The organism is Actinoplanes sp. CA-030573 (genome assembly GCF_050951115.1).
In the GTDB taxonomy this organism is placed as follows: domain Bacteria; phylum Actinomycetota; class Actinomycetes; order Mycobacteriales; family Micromonosporaceae; genus Actinoplanes.
This window is the reverse complement of the sequence record NZ_CP192038.1, coordinates 8,653,473-8,670,837: the sequence shown is the minus strand read 5'-3', so window position 1 is coordinate 8,670,837 and position 17,365 is coordinate 8,653,473. Positions and strand designations below refer to the sequence as shown.

The 17,365-nt window shown below is 72.7% G+C and carries 12 protein-coding genes; 10 read left to right on the top strand and 2 right to left on the bottom strand.

Annotated elements, in window-relative coordinates; genetic code table 11:
* Positions 1-349: 349 nt before the first annotated feature.
* From ACQP2F_RS39990 to ACQP2F_RS39980, 3 genes are all read left to right on the top strand, one after another.
* The gene (locus ACQP2F_RS39990) at positions 350-544 is read left to right on the top strand and encodes a hypothetical protein (RefSeq protein ID WP_020518001.1); all 195 of its coding nucleotides are present in this window, start codon (positions 350-352) and stop codon (positions 542-544) included.
* 229 nt (positions 545-773) lie between these two features.
* Positions 774-4,355 carry a chromosome segregation protein SMC gene (smc, locus tag ACQP2F_RS39985; RefSeq protein WP_433297055.1) on the top strand — a complete coding sequence of 1,194 codons (3,582 nt, stop codon included), beginning with the start codon at positions 774-776 and terminating at the stop codon, positions 4,353-4,355.
* A 5-nt stretch (positions 4,356-4,360) separates the two neighbouring features.
* Positions 4,361-4,978, top strand: coding sequence for an HAD family hydrolase (locus ACQP2F_RS39980; protein ID WP_433297053.1), 618 nt, complete (start codon positions 4,361-4,363; stop codon positions 4,976-4,978).
* Between the two features lies 1 nt (position 4,979).
* Here the strand turns inward: ACQP2F_RS39980 and ACQP2F_RS39975 are convergent, their stop codons facing one another.
* Together ACQP2F_RS39975 and ACQP2F_RS39970 are read right to left on the bottom strand one after the other, a co-directional pair.
* Complete coding sequence (locus tag ACQP2F_RS39975) at positions 4,980-5,504, bottom strand: DinB family protein (protein ID WP_433297050.1); 525 nt, start codon at positions 5,502-5,504, stop codon at positions 4,980-4,982.
* Positions 5,501-7,195 (bottom strand): alkaline phosphatase D family protein, encoded by a 1,695-nt coding sequence (locus tag ACQP2F_RS39970; protein ID WP_433297048.1) that lies wholly within the window; start codon positions 7,193-7,195, stop codon positions 5,501-5,503. Before ACQP2F_RS39970 ends, ACQP2F_RS39975 begins: the two co-directional genes overlap by 4 nt.
* 124 nt (positions 7,196-7,319) lie before the next feature.
* On the opposite strand from ACQP2F_RS39970, the gene ftsY reads away from it, so the two are divergent.
* From ftsY to ACQP2F_RS39935, 7 genes are all read left to right on the top strand, one after another.
* Entirely contained in the window at positions 7,320-8,507 is a 1,188-nt protein-coding gene (gene ftsY, locus ACQP2F_RS39965; RefSeq protein ID WP_433297046.1) for a signal recognition particle-docking protein FtsY, read from the top strand.
* Positions 8,508-8,531: 24 nt separating this feature from the next.
* Complete coding sequence (locus ACQP2F_RS39960) at positions 8,532-9,344, top strand: phosphotransferase (protein ID WP_433297044.1); 813 nt, start codon at positions 8,532-8,534, stop codon at positions 9,342-9,344.
* 263 nt (positions 9,345-9,607) lie between these two features.
* Complete coding sequence (locus ACQP2F_RS39955) at positions 9,608-10,933, top strand: ammonium transporter (RefSeq protein WP_433307793.1); 1,326 nt, start codon at positions 9,608-9,610, stop codon at positions 10,931-10,933.
* Positions 10,934-10,968: 35 nt separating this feature from the next.
* A complete protein-coding gene (locus ACQP2F_RS39950) occupies positions 10,969-11,307 on the top strand; it encodes a P-II family nitrogen regulator (protein WP_020517993.1) in 339 nt (112 codons plus the stop codon).
* A 2-nt stretch (positions 11,308-11,309) separates the two neighbouring features.
* Positions 11,310-13,541, top strand: coding sequence for a [protein-PII] uridylyltransferase (locus ACQP2F_RS39945; RefSeq protein WP_433297041.1), 2,232 nt, complete (start codon positions 11,310-11,312; stop codon positions 13,539-13,541).
* 31 nt (positions 13,542-13,572) lie between these two features.
* Positions 13,573-16,035, top strand: a complete 2,463-nt coding sequence (locus ACQP2F_RS39940) for a glycosyltransferase family 2 protein (protein WP_433297039.1) — start codon at positions 13,573-13,575, stop codon at positions 16,033-16,035.
* Positions 16,032-17,030 carry a class I SAM-dependent methyltransferase gene (locus tag ACQP2F_RS39935; RefSeq protein ID WP_433297036.1) on the top strand — a complete coding sequence of 333 codons (999 nt, stop codon included), beginning with the start codon at positions 16,032-16,034 and terminating at the stop codon, positions 17,028-17,030. The genes ACQP2F_RS39940 and ACQP2F_RS39935 overlap by 4 nt, the downstream gene beginning before the upstream one ends.
* The last annotated feature ends 335 nt before the right edge of the window (positions 17,031-17,365 follow it).

Genomic DNA, 17,365 nt, shown 5'->3' with positions numbered 1-17,365 from the left:
GCGGCAAAGCCGCTAAGCGAAACATAAGGCCAGGTAAAGACTGTCAAGGTGGCATGATTCACTGGCCTGGTGCGCGGGACGCCGACCGCACCGCTTGACGGAGCGTGGGTATCGGCGGACTATGGAGGTGTCGCCAGTCGCGCCCACTCATGCCTGGTTTTAGTGGCTAGCTCCTCAGCTGCTGTTCCTGGTGTGAGACATCTGCACCTAAGACCACGTTTCGCGGGTGCACGATTCTGTGCTCACGCGTGCCCGTGTGCATAGAGGTGTGGAGCACGCTGGGCGCGCGATAAAGAGCGCGCGGAGTCAACAACACCGAAGAAGAAGCGATGCTTCTCAAGGAGTCACCATGGCGAAGGCCCTCTTCGGCCACGTAGGTGCGGCGCCCGATCGGCGCCTGCTCGACGAGGTCACCCGACTGCGTTCCAGGGTGCAGGCTCTGGAGTTCGAGGTCACCCGCCTCCGGGCGGAGAATGATCGTCTCGCGGCGGCCGCCGCGGAAGCGGACGACATCCTGCGGCTGACCGAGCCGGCGCTGACCTGAGTTCCACCGGCCGCCGCGAACCGGTGGTCCGATCCCCCCTCAGCACCAAGAACGCGATCCGCACAGCGCGCCTCCACCCCGTGGCGGCGCGCATCTTTTTGTCCGATTTTCGCGGGCGGCACCCCGGCTGAGCGCGGCGTGCCGGGCTGACGGGGCGGGCTGCGGGTAGCCTGCACCCCAAGAAGCTGCAGCCAAGCACCAGCACTTTGATGTCGACCCTCGGAGATCCGTGCACCTCAAGAGCCTGACGGTCAAGGGCTTCAAGTCCTTCGCCTCCGCTACGACGCTGCGCCTCGAGCCGGGCATCACCTGTGTGGTGGGCCCCAACGGCTCGGGCAAGTCCAACGTCGTCGACGCCATCGCCTGGGTCCTCGGCGAGCAGGGCGCCAAGGCGCTGCGCGGCGGCAAGATGGAGGACGTCATCTTCGCCGGCACTGCCGGCCGGGCGCCGCTGGGCCGGGCCGAGGTGACGCTCACGATCGACAACAACGACGGCGCCCTGCCGATCGAGTACACCGAGGTCTCGATCACCCGCCGCATGTTCCGGGACGGCGCCAGCGAGTACGAGATCAACGGCAACGCCTGCCGCCTGCTCGACATCCAGGAGCTGCTCAGCGACTCCGGCATCGGCCGCGAGATGCACATCATCGTCGGCCAGGGCCGGCTGGACGCGATGCTGCACGCCAAGCCCGAGGACCGCCGCGCGTTCATCGAGGAGGCGGCCGGCGTCCTCAAGCACCGCAAGCGCAAAGAGAAGGCGATCCGCAAGCTCGACGCGATGCAGGTCAACCTCAACCGGCTGACCGACCTCACGGCCGAGCTCCGGCGCCAGCTCAAGCCGCTCGGCAAGCAGGCCGAGGTGGCCCGCCGCGCCGCCGGCATCCAGGCCGACCTGCGCGACGCCCGGCTCCGGCTGCTCGCCGACGACCTGCACACGCTGCGCACCACGTTGGACAAGGAGATCGCCGACGAGTCGGCGATGCGTGAGCGCCGCGAGCAGGTCGAGCAGGAGAATCGCGAGGTCCAGCGGTGGCTCGCCGACCTCGAGGCCGCGCACGCCGAGGACGCGCCGCTGCTGCAGGCGGCCCAGGACACCTGGTACAAGCTGTCCGCGCTCCAGGAGCGCTTCCGCTCGACCGAGCAGCTCGCCAGCGAGCGGTTGCGGCACCTGGCCGCCACCCCCGACGACGAGCGGCCCGGCCGCGACCCCGACCAGCTGGTCGCCGAGGCCGAGCGGGTGCGCGAGCAGGAGGAGGAGCTGCGCGAGGCCCTCACCGACGACCAGATGCGGCTGGCCGAGGCGGTCGAGCGGCGGCAGGAGCTCGAGCGCCAGCTGGCGGCGGCCGAGGGCGCGCTGCGGACCGCGGCGAAGGCGATCGCCGACCGGCGGGAAGGACTCGCCAAGCTCACCGGCAACGTGAACGCGGCCCGTGCGCGTACCGGATCGGCCGCCGAGGAGATCGAGCGCCTCGCCGCCGCGCACACCGACGCCCTGATGCGTGCCGAGGCCGCCCAGGCCGAGGTGGACGCGGTGGCCGCCGAGTCGACCGAGGCCGACCGCGACAATGTGGAGCTCGACGAGCGGCACGCCGAAGCGGTCGCGGCCCACGACCGGGCGGCGGCCGTGGTGCGGGAGCTGTCCGACGCCGAGCGCGCCGCCGAGAAGGACGCGGCGAGCTGGAAGGCCCGCGAGGAGGCGCTCGCCCTCGGCCTGAAGCGCAAGGACGGCGCCGGGGCGTTGCTGGCCCGGTCCGGCGAGGTGCCCGGCCTGCTCGGCAGCCTGGCGTCGATGCTCACCGTGCGCTCCGGATATGAAGGAGCCATCGCTGCCGCGCTGGGCAGCCTGGCGGACTCGGTCGCGCTCTCCGGTGTGGACGAGGCGATCGAGGCGATGCGTACGCTCAAGATCGCCGACGCCGGACGCGCGGCGCTCGTGGTCGCCTCGCCGCCCGGCCCCGGCATGCGCGGCTCACTCGAGTCGCTGCGCCCGCACCTGCCCGAGGGCGCCGTCTGGGCGCCCGAGGTGATCGACTGCCCCGAGCAGATCCGGCCCGCGCTCAACCGCGTCCTCCGCGACGTCGCCCTCGTGCCCGACCTCGGCGAGGCGGCCCGGCTGGTGGCGCAGAACGCGGAGCTGCGCGCGGTCACCCCCGACGGCGACGTGCTCGGCGCGTTCGCGGCGGCCGGCGGCTCGGGCAAGGCCACCAGCTACATCGAGGTGCAGGCGGCGGTCGACGAGGCCAAGGCTCAGCGGGCCGCGGCCGAGGAGACGATCCGCGAGGTCAAGGCCCAGCTGGTCGACGCGCGGGCCGAGGTCGCGGAGAAGAAGGAAGCGGTGAACGTCGCGGCCGCCGCCAAGCGCGCGGCCGAGGGCGAGCGCAACGCGGCCGCCCGTCGGCTGGCCGAGCTCGGCGCGGCGGCCCGATCGGCCAAGGCCGAGAGCGAGCGGCTCGGCGCGGCCCGGCAGAAGGCGGAGGGCGCCCGGGAGACCGACCTGATGCGGCTGGCCGAGCTCGAGGAGCGGCTCAGCCTGGCCGAGGCGACGCCGATCGACGAGGAGCCGTCCACCGAGGAACGCGACACGCTGGCGGCCCTGGTGCCCCAGGCCCGGCAGAACGAGATGGAAGTGCGCCTGGCCGTGCGTACGGCCGAGGAACGGGTCTCCTCCATTGCCGGCCGGGCCGACTCGCTCATGCGCCAGGCCAACGCCGAGCGGCAGGCGCGCGAGCGGGCCGCCGCACGCCGCGCCGCACGCGCCCGGGGTGCCGAGATCGCCAAGGCGGTCGCGCTCGGCGCGGCCACCGCCATGCTTCGGGTCGAGGTATCCCTCGCCGCCGCCGTCGAGGCGCGCGACGAGCTCGCCCAGGCGCGCACCGCCCGCGAGGCCGAGCTGCAGGAGGTGCGGGCCACCGCCAAGCGGCTGGTCGCCGAGCTCGAGCGGCTCACCAGCGAGGTGCACCGCGACGAGATGGCGCGGGCCGAGCAGCGCATGCGCATCGAGCAGCTCGAGGCCAAGGCGGCCGAGGACTTCTCGCTCGACGTCGACACGCTGATCAGCGAGTACGGGCCGGACCAGCTGGTGCCGCCGAGCGCCGCCGAGACCGCACAGGCCGAGAAGGACGGCAAGCCGGTGCCCGACCCGGTGCCGTTCCACCGTCCGACCCAGGAGAAGCGGGCCAACAAGGCCGAGCGCGACCTGCAGCTGCTCGGCAAGGTCAACCCGCTGGCCCTGGAGGAGTTCGCGGCGCTGGAGGAGCGGTTCAAGTTCCTCTCCGACCAGCTGGAAGACCTCAAGGCGACCCGGAAAGACCTGCTCACCGTGGTCAAGGACGTCGACGACCGCATCCTCGAGGTGTTCACGTCGGCGTTCGAGGACACCGCCCGGGAGTTCCAGACCGTCTTCCAGGTGCTCTTCCCGGGCGGCGAGGGCCGGCTGGTGCTCACCGACCCCGAGGACATGCTGACCACCGGCGTCGAGGTCGAGGCCCGCCCGCCGGGCAAGAAGATCAAGCGGCTGTCGCTGCTCTCCGGCGGTGAGCGCTCGCTGACCGCGGTGGCGATGCTGTGTGCCATCTTCCGCGCACGTCCCTCGCCCTTCTACATCATGGACGAGGTCGAGGCCGCCCTCGACGACGTCAACCTGGGCCGGTTGATTACGCTCTTCGCACAGCTGCGGGAGCACAGCCAGCTGCTGATCATCACGCACCAGAAGCGCACGATGGAGGTCGCCGACGCCCTCTACGGCGTCACCATGCGCGCCGGTGTCACCCAGGTGATCAGCCAGCGGCTGTCGAAGGACTCGGAGGACTAGACCCCATGTCGCGCGAGCGCGCCCAGGCCCTGCTCATCGACCTGGACGGCGTGCTGCGCCGCTGGGACCCGGCCCCGATGATCGCGGTGGAGGTCGAGTACGGCCTGAAGCCGGCGGCGCTGCTGGAGACGGCGATGTCCTGGGACATCTACCGTCCGGCGGTGGCCGGCGAGATCACCGACGCGGAGTGGATGCGGCTGGTCGCCTCCCGGCTGCCTCTGCCGGATGACAAGGCGACCGAGGCAGTCGCCCGCTGGCAGTCCTATCGCGGCGAGCCCGACCCGGACGCGCTGGCGTTCGTCCGTGAGGTGCGGGCCGGCGGCCGCAAGGTCGGCCTGGCGACGAACGCGACCGACCGCCTGCGCCCCGACCTGGAGGCGCTGGGCCTGGCCGGCGAGGTGGACGTGGTGATCAGCTCGTGGGAGCTGAAGGTGCACAAGCCGGCGCCGGAGTTCTTCGCCCGCTCGTGCGAGCTGATCGGCATGGCTCCCGAGCGGGTGCTCTTCGTCGACGACGACGACCGGGTGGTACGCGGCGCGCGTGCGGCGGGGTTGTCGGCCTACCGCTGGACGGGGCCGCAGCACGTCGCCTACCTGCGGAAGGCGCTCGACCTCCCGGAGTGAGTCAGTCGCCGGTGACGCCGTCTATGCGTTCGCGCAGCAGGTCGGCGTGGCCGTTGTGGCGGGCGTACTCCTCGATCATGTGGAGGTAGACCCAGCGGAGGGTCATGCGGTCGCCGCGGTGGGTGGTGAACTCGTGGTCGAGCGGCAAGTCGGCCACCGCCCGGTCGGCGGCCGGCAGCTCGGCGTGGTACGCGGCCAGGTTCGCCTCGGCGTCGGCGTCCGCCACATCGTCGAAGTCGCCGTCCCGGTTGTCCTCGGTGTTGTAGAGGGGGCCGGGCGGGGTCAGGCCGGCGGCCCGAACCACGAACCAGATCCGCTCGACCTCGGTCATGTGGCGGACCAGGCCCAGCAGCGTGAGGTTGGACGGCTCGACGCTCGCCGTCTTCAGCTGCTCGGCGGTCAGGCCCGCGCACTTGGTCAGCAGGGTCTGGCGGTGCCAATCCAGCCAGCCCTGGAGCATCTCGCGCTCCGGGCCGGTGAAGGGTTCGTCCTTGCGCTGCGCCGCGGGTGCCGTCCAGGTAGTCATCGACGATCATCCTGCCGGGGATAGCGCACCCGCGCCACCTCGAAGAGGTTGCCCTCCTTGGTGGTGCCCTCGACCCGCACGGTCGCGACCGGGCCGGCCAGGTCGAGGGTGCTCACCGCGTTGCCGAAATAGGGGCCGGCCAGGCGCTTCCAGCTCCACGGCGGGCGCGGCACGCCGGCGGCGCGGACCACGCCCCGTACGCCCTTGGCCGCCAGCCGCGACCAGCTGAACCGCATCAGCGGGCGCATGGCGGCCGGCACCTGGTTGTGCACCGGCGAGCAGGTCAGCTGCATCACCGGCGTGCGCGGGCCGTCGCCGAAGTCGGCCTCCGCCACGTACGAGTGATGGACGTCCCCGGACAGCACGCTGATCGTGGCCGGCGCCGCGTAGGCCGGCCCCGCGCCGACCCGGTCCGCCGGCCGTTGTGTGCCCTCGCCCAGCCGCTTGAACAGCTCGCCCAGCGCCACGAACGAGCGGCCGAAGGCGGCCCAGTGCTCGAGGTCGAAGGCTCGCCGGATCTTCTCGGCGCGGGCCGCCACCCGCCGCGAGGACGAGTCGGCGCGGCGCTCGTTCCACGCCTCCAGGTGGTGGATCGCGGGCGGCATCAGCCACGGCAGCGAGGAGCCGACCACGAGATGGTCGTACGACCCGTGCGCCTGGTCGACGAACCACTGCCACTCGGTCGCCGGCAGCATCTCGCGGGCGCCCGGGGTCAGCACCCGGTTGCACCGGTTGTCGAGCATGACCAGGCGGGTGCGGCCCAGGTCGAGGGCGAAACTCCATTGATAACGGTGTGGCGCGCCGTCGACCGAGCGGCCGAAGTCGTGCAGCAGGACGGTGGCGTCCTCGGCCGCCGTGACCTTCTGGTAGAGCGGGTCGGCGGCGAGCTCCTCCGGCGCGAGGTTGCCGAGGTGCTGATAGACCCAGTACGACGCCAGGCCGCCGGTGATGCGCTCGATCCACCAGGGCTGGGCCGCCATGTCGTCGCGCCACGAGGCCGAGGTGTTCCAGTCGTCGATCATCTCGTGGTCGTCGAAGATCATGACGCTCGGCACGGTCGCGAGCAGCCAGCGGATCTCCGGGTCGCGCCACGACTCGAGGTAGAGCTTCGTGTACTCGTCGAACGTCACCACCTGGTCCTGCGGGCCCTGATGGCCGGCGGCCCGGCGGCGCCGCAGGAAGCGCCTGACCTTCTTCGAGGTGTTGTCCGCGTACACCTGGTCGCCGAGCAGCACGATCAGGTCGGGGCGCAGGCCGGGGTCAGCGGGATCGGTCATCAGCCGCCGCGAGTAGGCGTCGAGGGCATCGGGCGGGAGGTGCCGGGCGGACGAGTGCGGCGTCGCCTCGCGACAGGATCCGAAGATCATGCGCACCGGTACGTCGTCGTCCTGCGCCGGGCGGGTGCGGATGACCGAGGGTGGGTACGCCGAGTCCGCCGGCGGCCACACCTGACGATCGCCGAGGAAGACCCGGTATTCGCTGGTCGCGGCCGGCGTCAGCCCGGTCACGACCACGAGCGTGTAGTGATGCCCGTACGCCGAGAAGGTCTTGGCCTCTCCCGATCCGCCCCCGGTGGCCTCGACCCGCACGATGGCCGGCTCGGTGGTCTCGACCCAGATGGTCGCGGTGGTGCCGGCCACCCGCCGCAGGACCGGGCCGATGAGCAGATGAGCGGTCGCGGGAGCGGTCACGGGCACGGCCTCCATGAGGAAAAGGAGGGGAACGGGGCGACCCATCCTCCGTCAGATGTGCCGGATCTCGCCACTGGCCCGGCCCACGCCACGTACGGACGGCGCATCTGTCAGGATTTCGGCTATGGAATACGTGGTCGCCGCAGTGATCCTGCTTGTCGTGCTGGTGGTCGGCGCCGTCGGCCTGGTGGTGCCGCGGATGCGGCGCCGGGAGCTGCCGCCGCCCGGCGGAGCCCCGACGACCACGATCGAGCGCCCGCCGGCCGAGGCCGAGGAGGCGCCCGAGCTGATCGTCCCGGCCGAGGCCGACGAGCTCCCGCCGCTGGTCACCACCGAGGAACCGGCGGTCGAGGAGCGGCCGGCGCCCACGATCGAGGCCCCGGAGCCGACCGCGGGCCGGCTCGTCCGCCTGCGGGCCCGGCTCGCCCGCTCGCAGAACGCCCTCGGTCGCGGCCTGCTCAACGTGCTCTCCCGCGACCACCTCGACGAGGACGCCTGGGAGGAGATCGAGGACAGCCTGATCACCGCCGACGTCGGCGTCGAGGCCACCCAGGTGATCGTGGCCCGGCTGCGGGAGCGGGTCCGCGTGCTCGGCTCCCGCACGCCCGCCGAGGTGCGCGCCCAGCTGGCCGAGGAGCTGACCGGCGCGCTGGAGCCCGAGCTCGACCGCAGCCTCAAGACCGCGCCGCACGACGGCCGCCCGGCCGTGGTGCTGGTCGTCGGCGTGAACGGCGCCGGCAAGACCACGACCTGCGGAAAGATCGGCCGGGTGCTGATCGCCGACGGGCGCACGGTGCTGTTCGGCGCGGCCGACACCTTCCGGGCCGCCGCGGCCGACCAGATCCAGACCTGGGGCGAGCGGGTCGGCGCCGAGACCGTGCGCGGTCCCGAGGGCGGCGACCCGGCCAGCGTGGCGTTCGACGCGGTCAAGCGGGGCATCGACGCCGGCATCGACACCGTCGTCATCGACACGGCCGGCCGCCTGCAGAACAAGGTCGGCCTGATGGACGAGCTCGGCAAGGTCAAGCGGGTCGTGGAGAAGCACGGCCCGGTCGACGAGACGCTGCTGATCCTCGACGCCACCACCGGGCAGAACGGTCTCGAGCAGGCGCGCGTGTTCACCGAAGTGGTGGATGTGACCGGGGTCGTGCTCACCAAGCTCGACGGCACGGCCAAGGGCGGCATCGTCATCGCGGTGCAGCGCAAGCTGGGGATTCCGGTCAAGCTGGTCGGTCTGGGCGAGGGCCCGGACGATCTGGCCCCGTTCGAGCCGAGCGCGTTCGTCGAGGCGTTGCTTGGCTCGGACAGCTAATCTCGAAGCTTCAGGGTGGGTGACATGGGGAGGCCGTGGGTGGCGCAGGAGCCGGTGCGGGAGATTCCGCTGCACGGCGGCAACGTCAGCACGGTCTCGCGGGTCGGTGACACCGTCCGGCGCAACACCGGGCCGTGGACGCCGGCCGTGCACGCCCTGCTCAACCACCTCGAGCGGGTGGGCTTCACGGGGTCGCCGCACGCGCTCGGCGTCGACCAGAAGGGTCGCGAGGTCCTCTCGTACCTCGACGGCGAGTGCGGCGAATACCCGCTGGCCCCGCACTGGGTGACCGAGGAGGCGCTGGTCACCGTCGCGACCATGTTGCGCATGTTCCACGACGCGCAGTACGGCTTCGTGCCGCCGCCGAACGCGGTCTGGCGCTCGTTCGGGCCACCGCCGCCGGACACCGAGGTGATCTGCCACCACGACGCCGCGCCGCACAACGTGGTCTGGCGGCCGGACGGCACCCTCGCCCTGATCGACTTCGACCTGGCCTCGCCGGGGGCGCGGATCTACGACGTCGCCTACGCGGCGTGGACCTGGGTGCCGCTGTTCAGCGACCGTGACTCGTACACGCTGGGCTGGAAGCGCCCGAACCGGCCGCGCCGCCTGCGGCTGTTCGCCGATGCGTACGGGCTGATCCCGCGCGACCGCCACCGCCTGGTCCGCACCATCCGGAAGCGGATCGTCGACCACGTCGAGGGCATCCGGCGGATGGCGGCGGCCGGCGACCCGGCGTTCGTCCGCATCGTGCACAAGGGGCACCTGCGGCGCCCGATGCGCGACCTGCGGCTGCTCGACTACGAGCGGCACACGCTCGAGTACGCCCTGCGTTAGGGGCGATTGCCCGGTTCGCGCGTATTTGACGGACGGGCTGTGAGACGTTCTTCACACGTACGAAACAAGCCGTCACGCGCCGGAAATCGCGCGTAGACCGTGTGTGAAACCTCCGACCGGAAGTCTTCTGCCCGAACCGGCCGACTGGCGACGCTGCCCCGTGGGTCGTGTGGGAGGACACCTAATTTCCGAGAGGAGGCAGCGTGGAGATCAACACCGGCAACACCGCCTGGTTGCTCCTGTCGTCTGCGCTCGTTCTGCTTATGACCCCCGGTCTGGCGCTGTTCTACGGTGGCCTCAACCGGTCCAAGGGCGTTCTGAACATGATGATGATGAGCTTCTCGTGTATCGGGCTCGTCTCCATCCTGTGGACCATCTACGGTTTCACGCTTGCGTTCGGGACGAACAGCAACAGCGGCCTGAACAACATCATCGGTAGCTTCTCCCAGTACTTCGGGACCGGCACCGGGACGATCTCCGAGGAGTGGCTCTTCCTCGGTGGCAAGACCGGCATCCCGACGTACGCGGTCATGGTCTTCCAGATGATGTTCGCGATCATCACCGTCGCGCTGATCAGTGGTGCGGTGTCGGACCGCATGAAGTTCGGCGGCTGGGTCATCTTCGCGTTCGGCTGGTTCACGCTCGTCTACATCCCGGTCGCGCACTGGGTCTGGGGCGGCGGCTTCATCGGTGGCAAGCTCCACGCGCTCGACTTCGCGGGCGGCACCGCGGTGCACATCAACGCCGGTGCGGCGGCCCTCGCTCTGGCGCTGGTGCTCGGCAAGCGCGTCGGCTGGCCGCGGGAGAACATGCGCCCGCACAACGTGCCGTTCGTCGCCCTCGGCGCCGGTCTGCTGTGGTTCGGCTGGTTCGGCTTCAACGCCGGCTCCGAGCTCACCGTGGACGGCACCACCGTCTTCGCCTTCATCAACACCCAGGTCGCGACGGCGTCCGCGCTGGTCGGCTGGGTCATCGTCGAGTGGCTCCGGGACGGCAAGCCGACCCTGGTCGGCGCCTCCTCGGGCGCCGTGGCCGGCCTGGTCGCAATCACCCCGGCCTGTGGCTTCATCGCCCCTGTCCCGGCCATCATCCTCGGCCTGGTCGCCGGCGCGGTCTGCGCCCTGGCCGTTGGCCTGAAGTACCGGCTGGGCTACGACGACTCGCTCGACGTCGTCGGCGTCCACTTCGTCGGCGGATGGATCGGCTCGCTCTCGATCGGCTTCTTCGCCACCGCCCAGGTCAACTCGGCCATCAACGGCGACCCGGGCCTCGGCGCCAGCGAGGGCCTGTTCTACGGTGGTGGCGCCACGCAGCTCTGGCACCAGTTCCTGGGCAGCCTCTCGGTCACCGTGTACTCGTTCGCCATCGCCGCGATCCTGGCCCTGATCATCAAGGCGTTCAAGGGTCTGCGGGTCACCGAGGACGCCGAGGTCGGCGGCATCGACATCGCCGACCACGGCGAGTCCGCGTACGAGCTCACCCCGGCCGCTGGTTCCACCGGTGGCGCGTTCGCGATGGCCGGCATCGGGGCCGGTACGCCGGTCGATGCTGACGGCAAGGCGGACGTCAGCCAGAAGGTCGCCGGTTAAATACCCGTATGACTGCTCCGAGAGAGGGACTGAGCATGAAGCTGGTGACCGCGGTCATCAAGCCGTACCAGCTCGACGCGGTGAAGGAAGCGCTGCACGCGCTCGGCGTGACCGGCCTGACCGTGAGCGAGGTACAGGGGTACGGACGGCAGAAGGGCCACACCGAGGTGTACCGGGGCGCCGAGTACACGGTGGAGTTCCTGCCGAAGATCAAGGTCGAGGTGGTCACCGACGAGATCGACGTGGACAAGATCGTCGACGCCGTCGTCACCTCGGCGCGGACCGGCAAGATCGGAGACGGGAAGGTCTGGGTGACCGCCGTCGAAGAGGTCGTCCGGGTCCGCACCGGCGAGCGCGGCCTCGACGCGCTCTGACCATGAACGACGTGTCGGGCTCGCTCGACAAGCAGAGGGATCAGATCGGTGCTGCCGCCCGGGTCGACCGGGCGGCAGCGCTCGATTCCTGGCTCACCGAGATCTTTCCCGGCCACCTGCCCGGCGTGAGCCTGGTCGCGGTGGGCGGGCTCGGCCGGCGCGACTGCGCGCCCTACAGCGACCTCGATCTCGTGCTGCTGCACAACGGCACGGCCGGCATCGACCGGATCGCCTCGGCCCTGTGGTACCCGATCTGGGACGCCCGGGTCGGCCTCGACCACTCCGTGCGCACGCTTCCCGAGGCCCTGTCGGTCGCGCACGACGACGTCAAGGTCGCCCTCGGCCTGCTCGACGCCCGGCACGTGGCCGGCGACCCCGCCCTCTCCGGCGAGCTCATCGCGGCCGCCGGCGACCAGTGGCGGCGCACCGCCGTACGGCTCATGCCGCAGCTCAAGGAGCTCACCACCGGCCGCTGGGCCAGTCACGGCGAGCTCGCCTTCCTGCTCGAGGGCGACCTCAAGGAGGCGGCCGGCGGGCTGCGCGACGTCACGATCCTGCGCGGCATCGGCCGGGCCGGCGTCGCCGACACCATGCGGCCCGCGGTGCGGGCCGCCAACCTGCGTCTGCTCGACACCCGCGACGCCCTGCACCTGGCCGTCGGCCGCCGGGTCGACCGGCTGGTCGCCCAGGAGCGGGCCGCGGTGGCCGAGCTGCTCGAGCTCGACGACGGTGACGCGCTGCTGCGCCGGGTCGCCGGGGACGCCCGGATCGTCGCGCACGCCGTCGACGACGCCTGGCGGGCCGCCGACCGGCTGCGGGCCGGTCGCCGCCGGGGAGGGCCGCCCGGCACCCCGTCCCGCCGCCCGGTCGCCCGCGACGTGGTCGAGCAGGACGGCGAGCTGGTTCTCGCCCGTACCGCCATCGGGCCGGTCCCCGATCCCAGCCTCTCCCTGCGGGTCGCCGCCGCGGCCGCCACCGTGCGCCTGCCGATCGCCCGCGCCACCAGCGAGTGGCTCGCCGCCTTCAGCCCGCCGCTGCCCAACCCGTGGCCGCCGGCCGCCCGGGCCGCCCTGGTCTCGCTGCTCGGCTCGGGACCGGGCCTGCTGCCGGCCTGGGAAACCTGCGACCGGTACGGGCTGATCGACGCCTGGCTGCCCGAGTGGGCCCGGATGCGCAGCCTCCCGCAGCACCACCCCGTGCACCGGTTCACGCTCGACCGGCATCTGGTGCAGGCCGCGTACGAGGCGACCGCCTACGCCCGTGAGGTGGACCGCCCCGACCTGCTGCTGATCGGCGCGTTCCTGCACGACGTCGGCAAGGGACTGCCCGGCGACCACAGCAAGGTCGGCGCGCCGATCGCCGCCGAGATCGCCACCCGGATCGGGCTCCCGCCGGCCGACGTGGATACCGTCGAGAAGCTGGTCCGCCTGCACCTGCTGCTGCCCGACGTGGCGACCCGCCGCGACCTGACCGATCCGGTGACCATCTCGACCGTGGCCGAGCAGGTCGGCGACACCGCCACGCTCGACCTGCTGCACGCACTGGCCCGGGCCGACTCGCATGCCACCGGCCCGGCCGCCTGGTCGGACTGGAAGGGCCGGCTGATGGCCGAGCTGGTCGGCCGGGTGCACACCCTGCTCGACACCGGCGAGCTGCCCGAGCCGCCGGCGCCCGACCCCGAGCTGCTGGAGAGCGACCTGCCGGCCGTGCACCTGGACGGCGACCGGGTGGCGGTGGCCGCCGCCGACCGGCGCGGCCTGCTCGGCGCGGTCGCGGCCTGCCTGGCCATGCACCGGCTCGACGTGGTCGGCGCCAACGCGTCCACCGTCGACGGCCGGGGCATCGTCGAATTCTTCACCCAGCCGCGCTACGGCTCGCCGTACGACCCGGTGGCGCTCGCCGCCGACCTGCGCCGGGTCGCGGCCGGGGACGTGTCGGTCACCCAGCGGGTGCGAGCCCGGGCGATGAGCGCGCGAGGCGGCTCCGCGTCGCCGCGGGTCCTGTGGCAGCGCGGGGAGGCGACCGGCGCCGCCGTCCTGGAGCTGCGCGCGGCCGACTCGCCGGGGCTGCTCTACCGGGTCGCCACCGCGCTCGACGAGGCTGGAGCCGAGGTGCGCGCCGCCCGCATCTCCACCCTGGGCGGTGACGTCGTCGACGCGTTCTACCTCGTCGGTTCCTGGGCTGAGCAGGCCGAACGCGACCGGGTCGGCGCGGCCGTGCTCGCCGCCGTGTAACCAAAGCGCGGCCCATCGCGTTGGTCGGGGCATGCGGGAACAGCCATCCGGCCTGCTCGATGATCACATTCACTCGCTCGGACCGCGGCTGCGGCTCGCGCTGACCGCCACCGTCACCCGCAACCGATCCCTCGACGCCCGGCTGCTGCTCGCGCGGGCCGCGCTCGGCGATGCCGGCACGCTCGACGAGCTGCTCGCGGCGGCCCGGGCCGGGAACCGGCGGTGGCTGCGCCGGATCCGCCGGAAGGTGATGCCGCCGCTGCTGGCCTCGATCGCGCAGACGCTGGCCCAGCAGGAGACGCTGCCGACCGACCGGGACGACGCGCGGGCCCTCTACGAGCTGATCCGGCGCGCGGTCGGCGGACGCAAGCTCAACCCGGCCAACCAGGCTTTGCACACCCAGCTGGCGCTGGCCGACGAGGGGCCGGAGCGGGCGCGCGAGCTGCTCCGCGGGTATCGCAAGATCGCCGAGCCCGCGCTTTCCGGCCTCCGTGCCGACTTGCTCAACCCCTTCGTGGAGACCCGGCCGGCCGAGCCCTGGCTGCGCGCGTTCCAGGCGATGCTGCCGGCGCCCGGACCGGTGGTGGGCGAGGGCGACGGCGTCCCCTTCGACCGGCTGGCCGCACCGGCCGCCGAGCGGGTCGAGGCCGCGCACCGCGTCTCGGTCGTGGTCACGGCGTTCCGGCCGGACCGCGGGCTGCTCACCGCGGTGCGCTCGATCCTGGCCCAGAGCTGGGCCAACGTCGAGATCGTCATCGTCGACGACGCGTCACCGCCGGAGTACGACGAGGTGCTGCGGGCGGCGGCGTCGCTGGGCGAGCGGATCCGGCTGGTCAAGCTCGCGGTCAACGCCGGCACGTACGCGGCCCGCAACGCCGGCCTGGAGGCGGCCGGCGGGGAGTTCGCCGCGTTCCAGGACTCCGACGACTGGTCGCATCCGCGCCGCCTCGAGCTGCAGGTCCGGCCGATGCTCGACGACCGGCGCCTGGTCGCCACCACCTCCGACGGGCTCGCCGTCACCGACCAGTTGATGCTGACCCGGCCCGGGGTGCGCAGCGGCCGGTTCAATCCGTCGTCGCTGGTCTTCCGCCGCAACGCGGTGCTCGGCAAGGTCGGCTGGTTCGACCGGGTGCGCAAGGCCGCCGACAGCGAGTACATCGGCCGGATCCAGGCCGCCTTCGGCGCGCGCCGGGTGAAGCACATCGACTCGCTGCCGCTGGCGCTGATCCGGTTGAGCGAGAACTCGCTCTCCCGCTCCGAGATCAAGCCGAACTGGATGCACCCGGCGCGGACCGCGTACAGCTCGGCCTATCTGCGCTGGCACCAGCGGATCGCGGACGGGACGGCCACGCCGGTGCGGCCGGCCGACGGGTCGGGACGGCCGTTCCCGGCGCCCGGTCATCTGCTCGGCGTGGATCCGTCGATCGCGGCCGGGTACGACGTCGTGCTGGTGGCCGACTGGCGGTTCCTGGAGAGCGCGCAGCGGACGGCGGTGGACGAGATCCGCGCGCTGGTGGCGGCCGGGCTGCGGGTGGCGGTGCTGCAGCTCGAGTCGTACCGCGCGGTCTACCTCAAGCGGCAGCCGCTGTGCGCGCCGGTGCAGGACATGATCAACGAGGGGCTGGTGGACCAGGTCGGCCTGTACCAGCGGGTGGACGCCGCCCTGGTGCTGGTCCGGCAGGCCGCGGTGCTGCAGTTCGCGTGGTCGGCCGAGAGCCGGGTGCGCGCCCGGCGGGTGGTGGTCGTGGCGGATCGCGCGCCCCACCGGAGCGACGGCACCGACCGGCGCTACCTGCCGTCGACCTGTTCGGAGGCGGCGCGCGACCTGTTCGGCGCCGACCCCGTCTGGGTTCCGCAGGATCCGGGGGTGCGGCCTTTCGTGCGTACGGACGAAAGCCGCGACTTCCCCACCGCGATGGCCCCCGCCGGATGGGTCTCCGATCGGGCCGCCGCCGCGCCCGGCCCCGCGCTCGCCGGCACCGACCTCTGCGACGCCGCCAACTGGCCGACCGACGCGACCGACGCGCTCGCCGCCTGCCGCCGCCTGCCCGACGCCGACATCCGGGTCCGCCTGCCCGACCGGCCCCGCGGCTCGCTCGACATCCCGCTGCGCCGCGCCTGGCTCGGTTACGAGGCCGGTGACCTGGGTCCCCGCACGTTTCTCCACCAACTCGACTTCTACCTGCACTTCCCGCCGCCGGAGAGCGCCGAGTGGTACTCCCGCCCGGCGCTGGAAGCGGCGGCGACGGGCTGCGTCGTGGTCATGCCCGAGCGGTACGCGGCGCTCTACGGCGACGCGGCCGTCTACTGCGGGCGGTCCGAGGTCGCGCCGCTGATCGACCGCTACCGCGCCGACCCCGGGCTGTTCGCCGAGCAGAGCCGCCGGGCCCGCGCCGTGGTCGCCCGCGCGCATGATCCGGCCCTGCTCGTGGAACGGATCATGGAGCTTCTTCCCGTAACGGCCGCACCGGCGCCCGCGTTACCAAGGGCGTGAAAACCAAGCTGAAGAAGCTGGTCAGGGCCCTGCTGGGCTTGTCCCTCCGGCAAGCCGCCGGGCTCGCGGTCGCGGCCGCCATCGGTCTCGGCGTGGCGGTCGCCTCGGCCGCGGGCCGGGCCGCGCTCGCCACCAGCCTGCTCGCCCTGCTGCTGGTGGTCGTGCCGGCCGGGGTGATCCACCTGTCCCGGCGGATCGGCGGGGTCAACCGCAACACCCAGGAGACGGTCCGCGACCTGCGGGTGCTGGTCGAGCAGCTGCAGCGGCGGGTGATCGCGGCGGTGGAGAAGGAGCGGCTGGCGGCGGGCGACCGGCATCTGGAGATGACCGAGGCGCTGTCGCGGGCCGAGCGGCTCACCGGGCGCGGGGCCGAGCTGTTGCTGCGCCAGCAGACTCAGGAGGTCGAGGCGCTTTTCCAGCTCTTCCAGCGGGTGACGCCGCGGGCCCCGATGCCGGCCGGGGGCGCGCTCAACCCGAGCGACCTGCTCGGCCTGCACACGGTCGCGGCGAGCCGGCGGCCGGCGCTGACGGTGGCGCTGGGCGGTGGGGCGGTCACGGTCTGGCTCGCGTACGCGCTGGAAGGCACCGGCGGCCGGCTGGTGGCCGTCGACCACGACCCGGACCGCGCCGCTCGCACCCGGGCGGCGCTGCGCGAGCACGGCCTGGACGGGGTCGAGGTGCGGCACGCGGGTCTGGCCGAGCTGACGGTCGAGGGGCGGCCGGTGGACTGGTACGACGTGGACGCCCTCGACGGCCTGCAGGACATCGACCTGCTGGTGGTGGACGGGACGGCCGCACCCGGCGCCGAGGCGGTGGCGCCGGCGTTGCACGTGCTCGGCCGCCGCCTGTCGGCCGAAGGGGCGGTGGTGGTCGACGAGGCGCCGGCCCGGGTCGCGCCGCGGCAGGGCGGCTTCGGCCTGACCGAGGAGCGGCGGCTGGCGGGCCGCTGGACGACGCTGGCGATGCCGCAGTCGCCGCAGAAGATCGCGAAGTAGCCCCTACCCGCCGCGCCCCGCCGCACCCCGCCCGGCCCAGCCCCACCCCGTTCACTGGGTGGGCCGAGTTAAGCAGCCCGGTACGACAAGTTCCGGCGCTCGTCCACCGCCGGCAACCGGCCGCCCACTTCCGGGAAGTGGCCGTTTCTCGCCGCGAGTTGGCGTCCATTTCCGGGGGAGTGGCCATGCGCGGCCGTGAGAAAGCGCGACCCCGCCGCGGGGGACGGCGGGGTCGCGGGGCCGCCGGGAGGCAGGGGAAACTCCCGCGACCGAGCCGGCGGGGGCCGGCCGTTCTCTGTGTCGTACGCCCCTGAAGATCGGTCGCGGCCAGCCCC